Source organism: Streptomyces sp. NRRL F-5727 (assembly GCF_000719555.1).
GTDB lineage: Bacteria > Actinomycetota > Actinomycetes > Streptomycetales > Streptomycetaceae > Streptomyces.
Genome location: NZ_JOGX01000038.1, coordinates 24,864 through 39,700, shown reverse-complemented (window position 1 = coordinate 39,700; position 14,837 = coordinate 24,864). Strand labels below are relative to the sequence as shown.

Below are 14,837 nucleotides of genomic sequence, written 5' to 3'. Positions count from 1 at the left end.
CGTGAACGTTGTTTACTGTGAACAGCGTTTACGTTAGCTGTATGATTCGGGGGTTGTCAATCGATGGAGCGACGCATGCTGCTGCGAAAGGCCGACGTAGTCGAAGGGGCCTTGAAGTTTCTCGACACCGAAGGGCTCGACGGGCTGACCATGCGCAAGCTCGGCGCTGCGCTCAACGTGCACGGAGGAGCCCTCTACCGGCACTTCCCGAACAAGGCGGCCCTGCTGGAGGCGATGGCCAACAAGCTCACCGAGGGGGTCGGGGCCCCCTTGCCCGAGGCCCCCTGGCGCGATCAGATCTACGTCCTGGGCCAGCGGTTCCGGGCGGCCATGCTGGCCCACCGGGACGGGGCGCGCCTGGTCAGCGGCACCCACGCCACCGGTGCCAACTCGATCACCGCCGGGAGCCTCGTCGTCGACGTCCTCTGCGGCACGGGCCTGGCCCCCGCCCAGGCCGGCTCGCTGGCCTTCTCCCTCTACTACTACGTCCTGGGCCACACCCTCGACGAACAGAACCAGGCCCACCCGCCGGAGGGGTGGCAGAGCAGTGAGAACCAGCTCGCGAGCACGCTGACACCCGAGTACGCGGAGGCCATCGAGTCCCTCATGCACACCGACCCGGCCGAGCGGTTCGCCTACGGCCTCAACACCTTCATCGAGGGCGTCGCGAGCCGCATCCCGAAGTAGCGGACGCCCCCGGACGACGAAGCGCCCCGACCAGCCGAAACCGGTCGGGGCGCTTCACTGCAGGTCGGGGGCTGCCCCTCCCCTGCCATCGGTAGGCCGTGTGGGACTCGAACCCACAACCAATGGATTAAAAGTCCACTGCTCTGCCAATTGAGCTAACGGCCCGTGTGCGAGCACACCGAGCAGCATAGCCCGACAGGCCCCCGGAACCGATCGGGTATCCGTCGGCCGCCGTGCCGCGCCCCGGGGAGGGGCGCGGCGACGGAGGGTCAGAACAGGGCGCGGAAGGTGTTCCAGCCGGAGCCGACGAGCTCGCGGTAGCCGAAGCGGTCGCCCGTGCGGCCGCGTCCGTAGCTGTAATAGGCGTACAGACGGCCGGAGGTGTCGCGGGCGACGAGGTCGCTGTCGCCGTCGCCGTCGAGGTCGCCGACGCCCTGGACGGCGGAGTAGACCTGCCAGCCGCCCCCGACCTTCGCGCGCGGGGTGACGCCGCCGGTCGAGGTGCCGAAGTAGGACCAGAGCACTCCGGAGCCGTCGACGGCGAGGAGGTCGCCGCGGCCGTCGCCGTCGAGGTCGCCCGCGCCGGTGACCTTCTTGTACAGCTTCCAGTCGGTGCCGATCCGCACCCGGGTCTTCAGGCGGTGGTCGGCGGTGCCGCCGTAGAAGTACATGTCGCCGGTGGTGGTCTGACGGGCGATGAGGTCGGCGTACCCGTCGCCGTTCACGTCGCCGGGCGAGGTCAGCACGTCGTACTGGCTCCAGCCGGAACCGACCGGGGTGTACGGCGCCGAGGCCGTGACGACCTTGCCGCAGCCCGGGCGGTAGGCCCGCAGCTCGCCGCCGACGCGGCCGAGCACATCGGCGCAGCCGTCCGCGTTCACGTCGCCGAAGGGCACGAGGAGCGTGCCGCCCGGGAAGGCACCGCCGGAACCCGCGGTGCGGGCCCCGAACTTCCCGTAGCCGTTGCCGCGGTAGAGGGAGACGGCGCCGGCCGTGTCCACGGCGAGCAGGTCGCCCAGGGCGTCGTTCCCGGCGAGGTCGCGGAAGGCGGGCCGGCTGCCGGAGACCGGGAACCGGCCGGTGGCGACCAGGTCGCGGCCCTTGCCGTCGGCGGTGGTGGCGCGCAGCTCCCAGACGTACGGCCCGTTGGGCACCGGCAGGCCCGCCGCGTTCCGGCCGTCCCAGGTGACGTCGATCCGGCCACGGGTCTCGTTCGCGCGGACCGTGCGGACGGCCTTCCAGCTGTACGCGTCCCGGATGTTCACCTCGTACGACCCGGCCGGCTTCGACAGCGTCCAGGACCCCTTCCAGGTGCCGGGCAGCCGCAGGCTCGCCGGGACGGAGGAGGAGGCGGCGGTCAGGTCCGAGGTGGGGATGTCGGTCCACACCGCGTGCACCCGCTGGTCGGCGCCCCGGTAGGCCACGGCGCCGCCGAACCGGTCGACGGTCCAGGTGGTGCGGCGCACGCCGGAGACCGGCTCGGCACGGGTCAGGTCGTAGGGGGCGCCGGCCTTCCCGGTGGCGAAGGGCGTGACCCGCAGGTACGAGCCGTTCTCGTCGACGAAGTAGCCGTCGCCGAGCAGTCCGCCCCGGTACGAACCCCTGGGCAGGGCGACGGCCACGGGCGTGGACGGGTTCCTGAGGTCGAGGACGCCCTGCTTCGCGTACCCGGCGCACGCCCAGTAGAGCCAGCGGCCGGCCGTCTGGAGCTCGGTCAGCGGGCAGCCGGACCCGGTCGCGAGCGTGCCGAGGGTCTTGCCGGTGGCGAGGTCCTTGCGGGCGACCTGGCCGGTGGTGCTCGTGCCGGTGAAGAGGGTGTCGCCCCAGAGCGCGGCCGCGACCTGCTTCTGACGGGAGACGATCCTCTGCCCGTCCATGTCCAGGACGAGCGTCTCGCCGTCGCCCGCGAGTTCGCCGTACCCGCCCGGCGTGCCGGTCTGGTAGACCGCCCACCGGCCGAAGGCGTCGGCGACCTGGCCGACCTGGCCGTTCTGGTCCACCCTCACCCGGGTGGTCCGGCCGTCGGCCTTGCGGGAGACGACCGCGCGGGGCGTGTACGTGATCCTCGGCGAGGAGACCGTCCGCCCGTCGCCGGCGTCGAAGAGCGGGGTCTCGTACCACTGTGCGCCCGCCTCCGTCCCGGCGGACATGGGCGCGGACTGACCGGTGTGGAGCGGGCCGACCGGGAGCGTACGGGTCTGGAAGCCCGCCTCCTTCCCGCTGTCCTGCTCCAGCGTGGTGAGCCGGCCCATGCCCAGCGCGAGGGCCACCACGTCGGTCGGCAGCGGCGCCACCCTGCGCAGCTTCTCCAGCACCGGGGCGCCGCCGCCCTTGCCCGGGACGGCCTTGAGGACGGCCCAGTCGGTCGCGGACGTGCCGCCGGTGACGGCCGCCGTGCCCGAGCCGTCGCCGACCTGGGTGATCCGCTCCTCCGCGCCGGCGAGGAGCGTCCGCTGCTCCCCTGCGGGGCTGACGGCGACCAGCCGGCGGGTGAGGTCCTCCAGCGTCGACCCGGTGTCGGCCGTGGTCAGGAGCCAGTCGCCGACGAGCCCGATCCGGGTGGCGCTCAGCCCCTCCGGCAGCGGGTAGGAGGTCTCCGGCCCGGTGAGGTCGGCGCGCGAACGGATGTGGACGGTCCGGTCGGGGTCCACCCAGGCGATCCGCTCGGCGGTGACGGTGACCCCCGCGGCGGAGAGGCCGTCCGTGACGGTCGGCGCCTCCAGCACCTGCACCCGCCCGGTCGTCAGGTCGACGACCCCCAGGAGGTAGTCGCGGCTCATGCCCGACTCGCCCCGGGTGAACCGGAAGACGGCCACGCCCGGCGCCCCGGCCACCAGCCGCGCCGTGCGGAGGTTCGTCCCGTCCGGCCAGCCGGTGACGGGGACCGAGGGGCCGCCGGGCGCGTTCGCGGCGCGGACCGCGTATCCCCGGACGGTCTCCAGGGAGGTGCCGGGCTCGTACTCCCGGAAGATCAGCCGGTCGCCGACGAGCCCCTCGTAGGTGCTGTCCTCGGGGACGGTCAGCGCCGTCGCCGAGCCGGTCTCCAGGTCGAGGAGGGAGGAGGAGCCGTAGCCCCCGTCCACGTAGGCGTACCGGCCGCCGGTGCCGAACTCCGCGTACGCGTCGTTGCCGTCGCCGTACCCCAGGGACCGGCTCGCGCCGGTCGCGAAGTCCGTCCACTCCATTAGTTCGCCGGAGGAGCGGTCGGAGTCCTCCGCCCGGTGCGCGTACCCGCCCGCGCCGACGGCGACGACCGTCTCCGCGCGGGGCGCGGTGCGCCAGGTCGGGTCGACGTCGAGCTGGTCGATGCCGACCACGGGCGCGCCGGGCGCGGCGACCGCGCCGGGCGCGAGGCCCGCGCCGGTGGCGGCCAGGACGGCGGCGAGCAGGGCCGCGCGCGTGCGGGTCCGCCGCGTGGGTGCGGTACGAGACAAGAGGGCCCCTCCCCGGGGGGTGATCCATCGCTGTGACGGGTGGTCGGACGCGTACGCGTCCCACGTCTCCCTGTACGAGACGGGCCCGCCGCCCGAATGGTTGTACGCCGGACGCGACGAACCCCCGTGACATCAGGTGTCACGGGGGTTCGTCGGTGTGTCAGGTCACGCGGGCCTGGTGTCAGCCGTTGCGCTTCCAGCGGGGCTTGTCGTCGCGGCGGCCGCCACCGAAGGAGGAGCCGGACGGACGGTGGTCGTCGCGGCGGAAGCCGCCGGACGGACGGTCGTCGCGGCGGAAGCCGCCCGACGGGCGGTCGTCACGACGGTCGCGGTTGAACGGACGGTCGTTGTCCCGGCGACGGCCACCACGGTCGTCACGGTCGCGGAACGACGGACGGTCGTTGTCCCGGCGGAAACCACCGGACGGACGGACGGCCACCACGGTCGTCACGGTCGCGGAACGACGGACGGTCGTTGTCCCGGCGGAAACCACCGGACGGACGGTCGTCGCGGCGGAAGCCGCCCGACGGACGGTCGTCACGGTCGCGGAACGACGGACGGTCGTTGTCGCGGCGGAAACCGCCACGGTCGCCACCGCGGTCGCGGCGCTCGTAGTTGCCCCGCTCGTCGCGGGCGGGGCGCTCCTCGCGGCGCTGCTCCTCGCGGGCGGCGCGCTCGGCCTCGGCGGCGGCCGCGGCGACCTCGGCCTCGGCGGCCTCGGCGACGGCGGCGACGGCGGTCTCCGGGTCCTCACCGCGCTCGCGGGCGGCCTGGGCGACGAGGCGGTCGGCCTCCTCGCGGAGCTCGACGGCGCGGCGCTGGAGGCGCTCCAGCTGACGGGTCAGGTCGACGACCTCGCGCTCGGCCTGCTTGGCCGAGTTGTTCGCCGAGTCGGCCTGGACCTCGGTCAGCGAACGGGCGCCGGTGATCTCGGCGACCTCCGGGTCGAAGGCGCCGGCGCCGCCGACGATGTGGCGCGAGGCGTCGACGCCCGCGTCCTCCATCAGGCGGAAGATCTGGCGGCGCTGGTGCGGCAGGGCCAGGGAGACCACGACACCGGAGCGGCCGGCGCGGGCGGTGCGGCCCGAGCGGTGCAGGTAGTCCTTGTGGTCGCCGGCCGGGTCCACGTTGAGGACCAGGTCGATGCCGTCGACGTGGATGCCGCGGGCGGCGACGTCGGTGGCGACGAGGACGTTGACGTAACCGTCCTTGAAGTCGGCCAGGGTGCGGGTACGGGCGCCCTGGGTCATGCCGCCGTGCAGCGCGTCGGCCTTCACGCCGGACTCGCGCAGCTGCTCGGCGACGCGGTCGGCACCGAGCTGGGTGCGGACGAAGATGATGGTGCGGCCCTTGCGGGCGGCGATCGCGGCGGTGACCGGGGCCTTGTCCTTCGGCTTCACGACCAGGACGTGGTGGGTCATGGTGGTGACGGCGCCGGCGGACGGGTCGACCTCGTGGGTGACCGGGTTCACCAGGTAGCGCTTGACCAGGCTGTCGATCTCGTTCTCCAGCGTGGCGGAGAAGAGGAGGCGCTGGCCGCCGGCCGGGACCTGGTCGAGGAGCTCGGTGACCTCGGGCAGGAAGCCCAGGTCGGCCATCTGGTCGGCCTCGTCGAGGACGGCGACCTGGACCTGCTCCAGGGAGCAGGCGCCGCGGTTGATGATGTCGCGGAGGCGGCCCGGGGTGGCGACGAGGATGTCGACACCGCGCTCCAGGGCGTAGATCTGGTTGCCCATCGACGTACCGCCGCAGACGACCTTCATGCGGAGGCCGAGCACGTCGCCGTAGGGCTGGAGGGCGTCCGCGACCTGCATCGCGAGCTCACGGGTCGGGGTGAGGATGACGCCGCGGGGCTTCTTCTTCTCGGTCTCGCCGCCGGCCAGGGTGGCGAGCAGCGGGAGGCCGAAGGAGAGGGTCTTGCCGGAGCCGGTGCGGCCGCGGCCCAGGATGTCCTTGCCGGCCAGGGCGTCCGGGATGGTCGCGGCCTGGATCGGGAAGGGGGTGGTCACGCCGTTCTGCGCGAGCTTGCGCACGACGCCCTCGGGCAGACCCAGGTCACCGAAGGTGATCTCGGGGGTCAGGTCGGCGTCGTCGGCCTCGTCGGCCTCGTCGGCCAGGTCGGCGCCGTCGGTGAGCTCGTCGGTGATCTCGGCGTCGTCAGCCAGCTCGACGATCTCGGTGATCTCGTCGTTCTCGGGCATGACGGCGTGGTCAGAACTGGAAATGGACATGCGAAATGCGAAACCTTCCGGAGTCTCGGCACGCGCCCGTCAACTCCGTGTTTCGCACAAGACCGCCTCTATGCGGTCAGCCACGGCAAGGGAGAGTACGCGCCAGTCGCGGCGCTCTTCGGTCGTGGCGCCGGGCAAATGGGATCAAACGATCTACCACCATACGCACTCCCCCCCGCCTATGGCAAACCGAAGCCGGTCACACCGGGCTCACCTGCGGCGATGCCATCGGTTCGGTGGGCGATCCGGCCGCGCGCACGCCACCCATCTGGGTGGAGGGTCCCTCGGTCGGCGGATCGGTCGGGTTCGAGGTCGGCTCGGGGGTGGGCTCCGGCGTCGGCTCCGGGGTCGGCTCGGGCGTCGGGGTCGGCTCCGGCGTGGGCTCCGGCGAGGGGGTGCTCCCGCCGCCGCCCGGCGCGCCTCCGGCCTCCCCGCCGGTCCCGCCGGGGCCGCCGCCCGCGCTCCCGCCGCCGCCTCCGGCCGTTCCGCCCGTGTCCCCGCCGCCGCCCGCGCTCCCGGACGCGCCGCCCGCCCCGGCCTGCCCGCCGGCCGTGCCGCCGGCGTCCGGGGGCGTCCGGTGCGTCGCCGGCCCGCCGGGCTCGGCCGGGTCGGGGGTCCGGGCACCCGCGCTGGGCGAGGCGGAGGCGGAGGGCGAGCCACTCGGCACCGGCGACTTCCCGCCGCCGCCCTTCGCGTCGGGCGCGCCGGGCCGGTCGCCGTGCCCGCCGCCGTACGCGCCCCCGCCGCCGTCCGGTGCTCCGGAGCCGCCGTCCGGCTCGGCCGACGCGCCCGGCTTCCCCCCGGTCGCGCCGGGCGCCGGCCGGGCGCTCTCGTCGCTCACACTCATACAGCCGCTCAGGCCGGCGCACGCGGCGACCGCGAGGGCGGCGGCGGCCCATCGAACGCGGGTGGGGAAAGGGCGCACGGAGGCACCTCCAGGACACAGAAGGCGGGGAAGGAACGCGTCCCCCTGCCCAACTCCCCCGGCGCCACAAGGGACACGGCACGACGACCCCTTGTTCGACCCGGCGATCACCCGGACCGGGCCGGGCACCGGCTCACGGGCACCGGCTCACCGGCACCGGCTCGACTCACCGGCACCGGCTCGGCTCAGCCGTAGCCCAGCGCGTGCAGCCGCTCGTCGTCGATGCCGAAGTGGTGGGCGATCTCGTGGACCACGGTGATCTCCGTCTCGGCCACGACGTCCTCGCGGGACTCGCACATCCGCAGCGTCGGCCCCCGGTAGATCGTGATCCGGTCGGGCAGCACGCCGGCGTACCACTCGCCGCGTTCGGTCAGCGGCGTCCCCTCGTAGAGCCCGAGCAGCTCGGGGTCGTCCGGAGAGGGCTCGTCCTCCACGAACACCGCGACGTTGTCCATCAGCCGCGTCAGCTCCGGCGGGATCCGGTCCAGGGCCTCGGCGACAAGCTCCTCGAACTCCTCGCGCGTCATCTCCAGCACGGGCCCATTCTCTCCTCCTCGGAAACCGTTTTGGCGATACCGCCCGCCATCCCATATGCTTCTCACGTCCCCGACGCGCTGAGAAGCGCCCAGGTGAGCCCCTAGCCCTCATCGTCTAGTGGCCCAGGACGCCGCCCTTTCAAGGCGGTAGCACGGGTTCGAATCCCGTTGGGGGCACGCATTACGGTGTGCGAGACTAGTGATCGCACACAACGCAAGGTCCTGTGGAGCAGTTGGTTAGCTCGCCACCCTGTCAAGGTGGAGGTCGCGGGTTCAAGTCCCGTCAGGATCGCTGAGGTCAGCAATGGCCTCGTGGCTGGGTAGCTCAGTTGGTACGAGCGATCGCCTGAAAAGCGATAGGTCGCCGGTTCGACCCCGGCCCCAGCCACAAAAGAGAAGGCCCCGTTCGCAAGAACGGGGCCTTTCTCGTTCCCTGGGGAGGAAGAGACGCGGCCGTACGGGGGAAGGGCCCGCGCCCCTCCCCCGTACCGCTCAGACCTCCTCGCGCCGGCGCCCCCGGCGGCCCCGCAGCGCGAGCACCGCCGCCACCGCCGCCACCACGGCGACGAGCAGCGCCCAGTCCGGCACCGCGCGGCCCAGCTCGGCGACCCGCTCCTCCACCGCGAAGGAGTCGTCGACGGAGAGCAGCCCCGGCAGGGCGGTCGTCCCGTCGAAGACGAGGAAGAGCGTGCCGAGGGCGACGAAGAAGAGGCCCGAGACCAGCGAGGTCGAGTGGACCTCGAAGCGGCCCGCCCGCAGCGGGCGCCCGCGCAGCCAGCGCCGCCGCCCCAGGTCGTACCGCTCCCAGAGCAGCGCCAGGACGAACAGCGGGACCGCCATCCCGAGCGCGTAGGCGGCGAGGAGCAGCCCCCCGTACGCCGGGCTGCCGCTCAGCGCCGCCACCGTCAGGACGCTGCCCAGAATCGGGCCCGCGCAGAAGCCGGCGAGGCCGTAGACCAGGCCGAGGGCGTAGACGGAGAGCGCCGAGGTGGGCCGGATGCGGCCGCTCGCCTCGGCGATCCGGCGGGAGGTGAAGCCCAGGCCGAGGACCTGGAGGACGCCGAGCCCGATGATCAGCCAGCCGCCGGCGGTCACCAGCAGGTCCCGGTGGCCGTAGAAGAACCGGCCGGCGAGGGACCCGGCCGCGCCCAGCGGCACCAGGGTGGTCGCCAGGCCCGCGTAGAGGATGCCGGTCCTGGCCACGAGCTTGGCGCGGGTGTCGATCGAGTACGCGAAGAAGGCGGGCAGCAGCAGGGCGCTGCACGGGCTGAGGAGGGCGAGCAGTCCGCCGAGGAAGGCGGCGAAGTAGCCGATGCCGGAGGTCACCGGCCGGCCTCGTCCCGCGCCGCCTTCGCCGCCGCCTCGACGGCCTCCGTGAAGGTCTCCAGGGGCTGGGCGCCCGCGATCGGCCGGCCGTTGACCAGGAACGACGGGGTGGAGGAGGCGCCGAGCTGGTACCCCTGCTCCTGGTCCTTCCGTACCGCCTCCCGGGCCGCCTCGCTGTCGCGGTCCTTCGCGAACCGGGCGGCGTCGGGGACGCCCGCCTCCTTCGCGAGGGCGGCGAGCCGCTCCTCGCCGAAGCCCTTCTCCTTGGCTCCCTCGGCGTAGGCGGCCCGGTGGAACTCCCAGAACCTGCCCTGCTGCCCGGCCGCCCAGGAGGCGCGGGCGACGGCCTCCGACTCCTCGCCGAAGATCGGGAAGTTGCGCCACTCGATGCGCAGGATGCCCTTGTCGACGTACTTGTTCACGAGGGCGGGCTCGGTGTCGCGGGCGAACTTGCCGCAGTAGCCGCACTTGAAGTCGGCGTACTCGATGAGGACGACGGGCGCGTCGGCGCGGCCCAGGGCGAGCTTGTCCGCGGGGTCGCGGCGGGCGTACGCCTCCAGCTCGGCGTAGACGCCGGCGGACGGGTCGGCGGAGACCTCGGCGACGGACGAGGAGCCGGCGGCGCCGGGCGACGAGGGCTTGGTGGCGGTGTACGAGACGACGCCGAGCAGCGCGGCGGCGACCGCCACCCCGGCGACGATCAGGATCGGCTTGGACTTGGACGTGGACGTGGACATGCGGAAGTGCTCCTGAAGGCGGACGAACGGAAGGACGGCTGGAGGCGGCCGTCCGTCTACACCCTCAGGACCGACAGCTCCACGGGGGTCGGCACGCGCGCGGGCGGCTCCCGACCCGGCGACGCGGCCGGGTCGCACGGGTCCGGCTGCCGGACGCCGGGCGCGGGCCGGTCGGCGGCCGGCACGGCCAGCAGCTCGGCGAAGCCCTGCGCCCGCGGCGGTACGACGGGACCCTCGTCGCCCGGGTCGGCCGGACGGCCCGGGTCGCAGCCCGGCACGGCGGCGCCCAGGACGACCGGGGAGGCCCCCGGAGCCGTGCCGCCGCCGGGACCCGGGACGCCGCAGACCAGCAGGCCGAGCACCAGGCCCAGCAGCGCGGCGAACGCCGCCGGCGCGCGGGTGGTGCGGAACATGCGAAACCTCTCCGGTCCGGGCCAGATGTCCGGAATACTACGCACCGCCGCGCGGCCCCCCTCGTAAATCGGTTCGCCGCTTCTCGGCCGCAGGTGCGATCCTGGATTCCGTATGTCTACTTCCTTCGCCGCCCTCCAGTCCGTCCTGGCCGAGGTCTCGCTGCGGGACTCCCACCGGCTCGGCCGCCGTCTCGAAGGCGCCCGCCGCATCCGCAAGCCCGAGGCCCGCGCCGCCGTCCTGGACGAGATCGCCGCAGAGGCGGCCAAGGCCAAGGACCGCGTCGACGGGCGCGCCGCCCGCGTGCCCGCCGTCACCTATCCCGAACAGCTCCCGGTCTCGCAGAAGAAGGACGAGATCCTGGAGGCGATACGCGACCACCAGGTCGTGATCGTCGCCGGTGAGACCGGTTCCGGCAAGACCACCCAGATCCCGAAGATCTGTCTGGAGCTGGGCCGGGGCGTCCGGGGCATGATCGGGCACACCCAGCCCCGCCGGATCGCCGCCCGCACGGTCGCCGAGCGGGTCGCCGAGGAGCTGAGGACCCCGCTCGGCGAGGCCGTCGGCTGGAAGGTCCGGTTCACGGACCAGGTGAACCCCGACGCGACCTTCGTGAAGCTGATGACGGACGGCATCCTGCTCGCCGAGATCCAGACGGACCGCGAGCTGCGCGCCTACGACACGATCATCATCGACGAGGCCCACGAGCGGTCCCTCAACATCGACTTCCTGCTCGGCTATCTGGCCCAGCTGCTCCCCCGGCGCCCCGACCTCAAGGTCGTGATCACCTCGGCGACGATCGACCCGGAGCGCTTCTCGCGCCACTTCGGCGACGCCCCGATCGTCGAGGTCTCCGGCCGCACGTACCCGGTGGAGGTCCGCTACCGGCCGCTCCTCGTAGAGGACTCCGACGAGGCCGACCGGGACCAGATCACCGCCATCTGCGACGCCGTCGACGAGCTCCAGAAGGAAGGACCGGGCGACATCCTGGTCTTCCTCTCCGGCGAGCGGGAGATCCGCGACACGGCGGACGCGCTGACGAAGAAGAAGCTCTTCGACACCGAGATCCTCCCCCTGTACGCCCGGCTGTCCCACGCCGAGCAGCACCGGGTCTTCCAGGCGCACTCCGGCCGCCGGATCGTGCTCGCCACCAACGTCGCCGAGACCTCGCTGACCGTCCCCGGCATCAAGTACGTGATCGACCCGGGCACCGCCCGCATCTCGCGCTACTCCCACCGCACCAAGGTGCAGCGCCTGCCGATCGAGGCGATCTCGCAGGCCAGCGCCAACCAGCGCAAGGGCCGCTGCGGCCGTACGAGCGACGGCATCTGCATCCGGCTCTACTCCGAGGACGACTTCGTCACCCGCCCCGAGTTCACGGACGCGGAGATCCTGCGCACGAACCTGGCCTCCGTCATCCTCCAGATGACCGCGGCCGGCCTCGGCGACATCGAGAAGTTCCCCTTCATCGACCCGCCGGACCACCGCAACATCCGGGACGGCGTCCAGCTCCTCCAGGAGCTCGGCGCGCTCGACCCGGCGCAGAAGGATCCCAGGAAGCGGCTCACCGAGCAGGGCCGCAAGCTCTCCCAGCTCCCCGTCGACCCGCGGCTCGCCCGGATGGTCCTGGAGGCCGACAAGAACGGCTGCGTCCGCGAGGTCATGGTGATCGCGGCCGCCCTCTCCATCCAGGACCCGCGCGAGCGGCCCTCCGACAAGCAGGCCCAGGCCGACCAGCAGCACGCCCGCTTCAAGGACGAGACCAGCGACTTCCTCGCCTTCCTCAACCTGTGGCGGTACGTCCGCGAGCAGCAGAAGGAGCGCGGCTCGTCGTCCTTCCGCCGGATGTGCAAGCAGGAGTACCTGAACTTCCTCCGCATCCGCGAGTGGCAGGACATCTACTCCCAGCTGCGGACCGTCGCCAAGCAGATGGGCATCCACCTGAACGAGGAGGACGCCCCCGAGCACGCGGTGCACGTCTCCCTCCTCTCCGGCCTGCTCTCCCACATCGGCCTGAAGGACGTGAAGGAGTCCAAGGAGGGCGCCGCCAAGGACGGCAGGCGCGAGGGCACCCGGAACGAGTACCTGGGCGCCCGGAACGCCAAGTTCGCGATCTTCCCCGGCTCGGCGCTGTTCCGTAAGCCGCCGCGGATGGTGATGTCCGCCGAGCTGGTGGAGACCTCACGACTCTGGGCCCGGGTGAACGCCCGGATCGAGCCCGAGTGGGTCGAGCCGCTCGCCCAGCACCTGGTGAAGAAGACGTACAGCGAGCCGCACTGGGAGAAGGACCAGGCGGCCGTCATGGCGTACGAGAAGGTGACGCTCTACGGCGTCCCGATCGTCGCCGACCGCAAGGTGAACTACGGGCGGATCGACCCCGAGGTCTCCCGCGAGCTGTTCATCCGGAACGCGCTGGTGGAGGGCGACTGGCGTACCCACCACAAGTTCTTCGCCGACAACCGCAGGCTGCTCACCGAGGTCGAGGAGCTGGAGCACCGCGCCCGGCGCCGGGACATCCTCGTCGACGACGAGACGCTCTTCGACTTCTACGACAAGCGGGTCCCCGAACACGTCGTGTCCGGCGCCCACTTCGACTCCTGGTGGAAGCACAAGCGGCGCGAGGAGCCGGAGTTCCTCGACTTCGAGCGCGAGATGCTCATCAACGAGAAGGCCGGGGCCGTCACCAAGGACGACTACCCGGACTCGTGGCGGCAGGGCGCGCTCAAGTTCCGCGTGACGTACCAGTTCGAGCCGGGCGCGGACGCGGACGGCGTCACCGTCCACATCCCGCTCCAGGTGCTGAACCAGGTCACGGACGAGGGCTTCGACTGGCAGATCCCCGGTCTGCGGGAAGAGGTCGTCACCGAGCTGATCCGCTCGCTGCCGAAGCCGATCCGCCGCCACTACGTGCCCGCGCCGAACTACGCCGGCCGGTTCCTGGACACGGTCGTGCCCGTGCAGGAGCCGCTGACGACGGCGCTCGCGCGCGAGCTCCAGCGGATGGTCGGCGTCCCGCTCACCCCCGAGGACTTCGACTGGGCGAAGCTGCCCGACCACCTCAAGATCACCTTCCGGATCGTCGACGAGCGGCGCCGGAAGCTGGCCGAGGACAAGGACCTGGAGACGCTGCGGCTGAAGCTGCGCCCCAAGGCCCGTCAGGCGCTCTCCAAGGCCGCCCAGGCGGCCACGGCGGGCCCGGACGGCTCCGGGCCCTCCCTGGAGCGGACGGGGCTCAGGGACTGGAGCATCGGCACCCTGACCAAGGTCTTCGAGACCAAGCGTGGCGGGCAGCCGGTGAAGGCGTACCCGGCGCTGGTCGACGAGGGCGACAGCGTCGCCGTCCGGCTCTTCGACTCGGAGGCCGAGCAGGCGCAGGCGATGTGGCGGGGCACCCGGAAGCTGATCATGCTGAACATCCCGGTGAACCCGGCGAAGTTCGCCTCCGACAAGCTGACCAACCAGCAGAAGCTGGCCCTGTCGGCGAACCCGCACGGCTCGATCCAGGCCCTCTTCGACGACTGCGCCACCGCCGCCGCCGACCGGCTGATCGCGCAGCACGGCGGCCCGGTCTGGGACGAGGAGTCCTTCCGGAAGCTGTACGACAAGGTCCGCGCCGACCTGGTGGAGCTGACCGTCCGCACGGTGGGCCAGGTCCAGCAGGTGCTGGCGGCCTGGCAGGCGTGCGAGCGGCGGCTGAAGGCCACCGCGAGCCCGGCGCTGCTGCCGAACCTCCAGGACGTGCGGGAGCAGCTGGCGTGGCTGATGCCGGCCGGTTTCGTGACCCGTACGGGGCTGAAGCGGCTGCCGGACCTGATGCGCTACCTGGTGGCGGCGGACCGGCGGCTCCAGCAGATGCCGACCGGGGTCCAGCGGGACACCACCCGGATGGAGAAGGTCCACGAGATGCTCGACGAGTACGCGTGGCTCCTGGAGCAGCTGCCGAAGGGGCGGCCGGTGCCGGCCGAGGTCACGGACATCCGCTGGATGATCGAGGAGCTGCGGGTGAGCTACTTCGCGCACGCGCTGGGCACCGCCCACCCGGTGTCGGACAAGCGGATCGTGAAGGCGATCGACGCGGCCGTCCCGGCTCCGGCGCGGTAGCGGGCCCCTCGCCGTCGGTGAGTTCGACCGGACCGCTGACCTGCTGTACAGTTCTTCTCGCAGCCACGCACGATCGGTTGCGAGGGTCCTGTGGAGCAGTTGGTTAGCTCGCCACCCTGTCAAGGTGGAGGTCGCGGGTTCAAGTCCCGTCAGGATCGCGCTGGAAGAAGGCCCGCATCGTCTCGATGCGGGCCTTCTTCGTCATGTCGTGGCGTGCGCCGTCTTTCCGGCTGCCGTCTTTCCGGCTGCCGTCCCGAGGCTTCGACTCCACTCGAACGGGGGACGAAAGTCCCACCTGCCGGTGACCAACGGCGCGTTGGGGGACACTTCCGGGGTGGCAGGCTGGTTCCGTGGCAAGGCTTCGGCGATGTGACGGGAGTCACTCGAAGCCCTTCCGGAACCCCCTCGTTTACGCCGCTCCTACAACAGCTCAATTTAATACGTGCAAT

At 72.4% G+C, this 14,837-nt stretch carries 8 protein-coding genes, 5 tRNA genes and 1 pseudogene; 6 read left to right on the top strand and 8 right to left on the bottom strand.

The window, feature by feature from the left end:
• Nucleotides 1-75 precede the first annotated feature (75 nt).
• A complete protein-coding gene (locus IF73_RS0123965; protein WP_031011484.1) occupies nucleotides 76-687 on the top strand; it encodes a TetR/AcrR family transcriptional regulator in 612 nt (203 codons plus the stop codon).
• A 92-nt stretch (nucleotides 688-779) separates the two neighbouring features.
• Here IF73_RS0123965 and IF73_RS0123960 read toward each other — a convergent pair.
• From IF73_RS0123960 to IF73_RS0123940, 5 genes and pseudogenes are all read right to left on the bottom strand, one after another.
• Nucleotides 780-852: transfer RNA gene (locus tag IF73_RS0123960), tRNA-Lys, on the bottom strand.
• 104 nt (nucleotides 853-956) lie between these two features.
• A complete protein-coding gene (locus IF73_RS38820; RefSeq protein WP_051717213.1) occupies nucleotides 957-4,121 on the bottom strand; it encodes an FG-GAP-like repeat-containing protein in 3,165 nt (1,054 codons plus the stop codon).
• A gap of 181 nt (nucleotides 4,122-4,302) precedes the next feature.
• Nucleotides 4,303-6,322 (bottom strand): annotated as a pseudogene (locus IF73_RS37990) (DEAD/DEAH box helicase).
• Between the two features lie 229 nt (nucleotides 6,323-6,551).
• Nucleotides 6,552-7,277 carry a hypothetical protein gene (locus IF73_RS41160; protein ID WP_158822120.1) on the bottom strand — a complete coding sequence of 242 codons (726 nt, stop codon included), beginning with the start codon at nucleotides 7,275-7,277 and terminating at the stop codon, nucleotides 6,552-6,554.
• 185 nt (nucleotides 7,278-7,462) lie between these two features.
• Nucleotides 7,463-7,813, bottom strand: a complete 351-nt coding sequence (locus tag IF73_RS0123940) for a metallopeptidase family protein (RefSeq protein ID WP_030496497.1) — start codon at nucleotides 7,811-7,813, stop codon at nucleotides 7,463-7,465.
• A 104-nt stretch (nucleotides 7,814-7,917) separates the two neighbouring features.
• On the opposite strand from IF73_RS0123940, the gene IF73_RS0123935 reads away from it, so the two are divergent.
• The 3 genes from IF73_RS0123935 to IF73_RS0123925 all read left to right on the top strand — a co-directional run bounded on the left by IF73_RS0123935 (nucleotide 7,918) and on the right by IF73_RS0123925 (nucleotide 8,201).
• A tRNA-Glu gene (locus tag IF73_RS0123935) sits at nucleotides 7,918-7,990 on the top strand.
• A 41-nt stretch (nucleotides 7,991-8,031) separates the two neighbouring features.
• Nucleotides 8,032-8,105: transfer RNA gene (locus IF73_RS0123930), tRNA-Asp, on the top strand.
• A 22-nt stretch (nucleotides 8,106-8,127) separates the two neighbouring features.
• Nucleotides 8,128-8,201 (top strand) — tRNA-Phe (locus IF73_RS0123925).
• A gap of 104 nt (nucleotides 8,202-8,305) precedes the next feature.
• Here the strand turns inward: IF73_RS0123925 and IF73_RS0123920 are convergent.
• The 3 genes from IF73_RS0123920 to IF73_RS0123910 are packed head-to-tail and all read right to left on the bottom strand — an operon-like array spanning nucleotide 8,306 to nucleotide 10,289.
• Nucleotides 8,306-9,139, bottom strand: a complete 834-nt coding sequence (locus IF73_RS0123920; protein WP_031011477.1) for a cytochrome c biogenesis CcdA family protein — start codon at nucleotides 9,137-9,139, stop codon at nucleotides 8,306-8,308.
• Nucleotides 9,136-9,876 carry a DsbA family protein gene (locus IF73_RS0123915; protein WP_031011476.1) on the bottom strand — a complete coding sequence of 247 codons (741 nt, stop codon included), beginning with the start codon at nucleotides 9,874-9,876 and terminating at the stop codon, nucleotides 9,136-9,138. Before IF73_RS0123915 ends, IF73_RS0123920 begins: the two co-directional genes overlap by 4 nt.
• A gap of 56 nt (nucleotides 9,877-9,932) precedes the next feature.
• On the bottom strand, nucleotides 9,933-10,289 hold the full coding sequence (locus IF73_RS0123910; protein WP_031011474.1) for a hypothetical protein: 357 nt from the start codon (nucleotides 10,287-10,289) through the stop codon (nucleotides 9,933-9,935).
• A 112-nt stretch (nucleotides 10,290-10,401) separates the two neighbouring features.
• Between IF73_RS0123910 and hrpA the strand changes: the two genes are divergently transcribed.
• Both hrpA and IF73_RS0123900 read left to right on the top strand, forming a co-directional pair.
• Entirely contained in the window at nucleotides 10,402-14,388 is a 3,987-nt protein-coding gene (gene hrpA / locus IF73_RS0123905) for an ATP-dependent RNA helicase HrpA (RefSeq protein WP_031011472.1), read from the top strand.
• Between the two features lie 84 nt (nucleotides 14,389-14,472).
• Nucleotides 14,473-14,546 (top strand) — tRNA-Asp (locus tag IF73_RS0123900).
• Nucleotides 14,547-14,837: the final 291 nt, after the last annotated feature.

Excerpts from the sequence above, each read along its gene's own strand:
- IF73_RS0123965 (WP_031011484.1), top strand. The coding sequence starts at position 76 with ATGCTGCTGCGAAAGGCCGACGTAGTCGAAGGGGCCTTGAAGTTTCTC.
- IF73_RS0123915 (WP_031011476.1), bottom strand. The coding sequence starts at position 9,876 with ATGTCCACGTCCACGTCCAAGTCCAAGCCGATCCTGATCGTCGCCGGG.
- IF73_RS0123910 (WP_031011474.1), bottom strand. The coding sequence starts at position 10,289 with ATGTTCCGCACCACCCGCGCGCCGGCGGCGTTCGCCGCGCTGCTGGGC.
- hrpA (WP_031011472.1), top strand. The coding sequence starts at position 10,402 with ATGTCTACTTCCTTCGCCGCCCTCCAGTCCGTCCTGGCCGAGGTCTCG.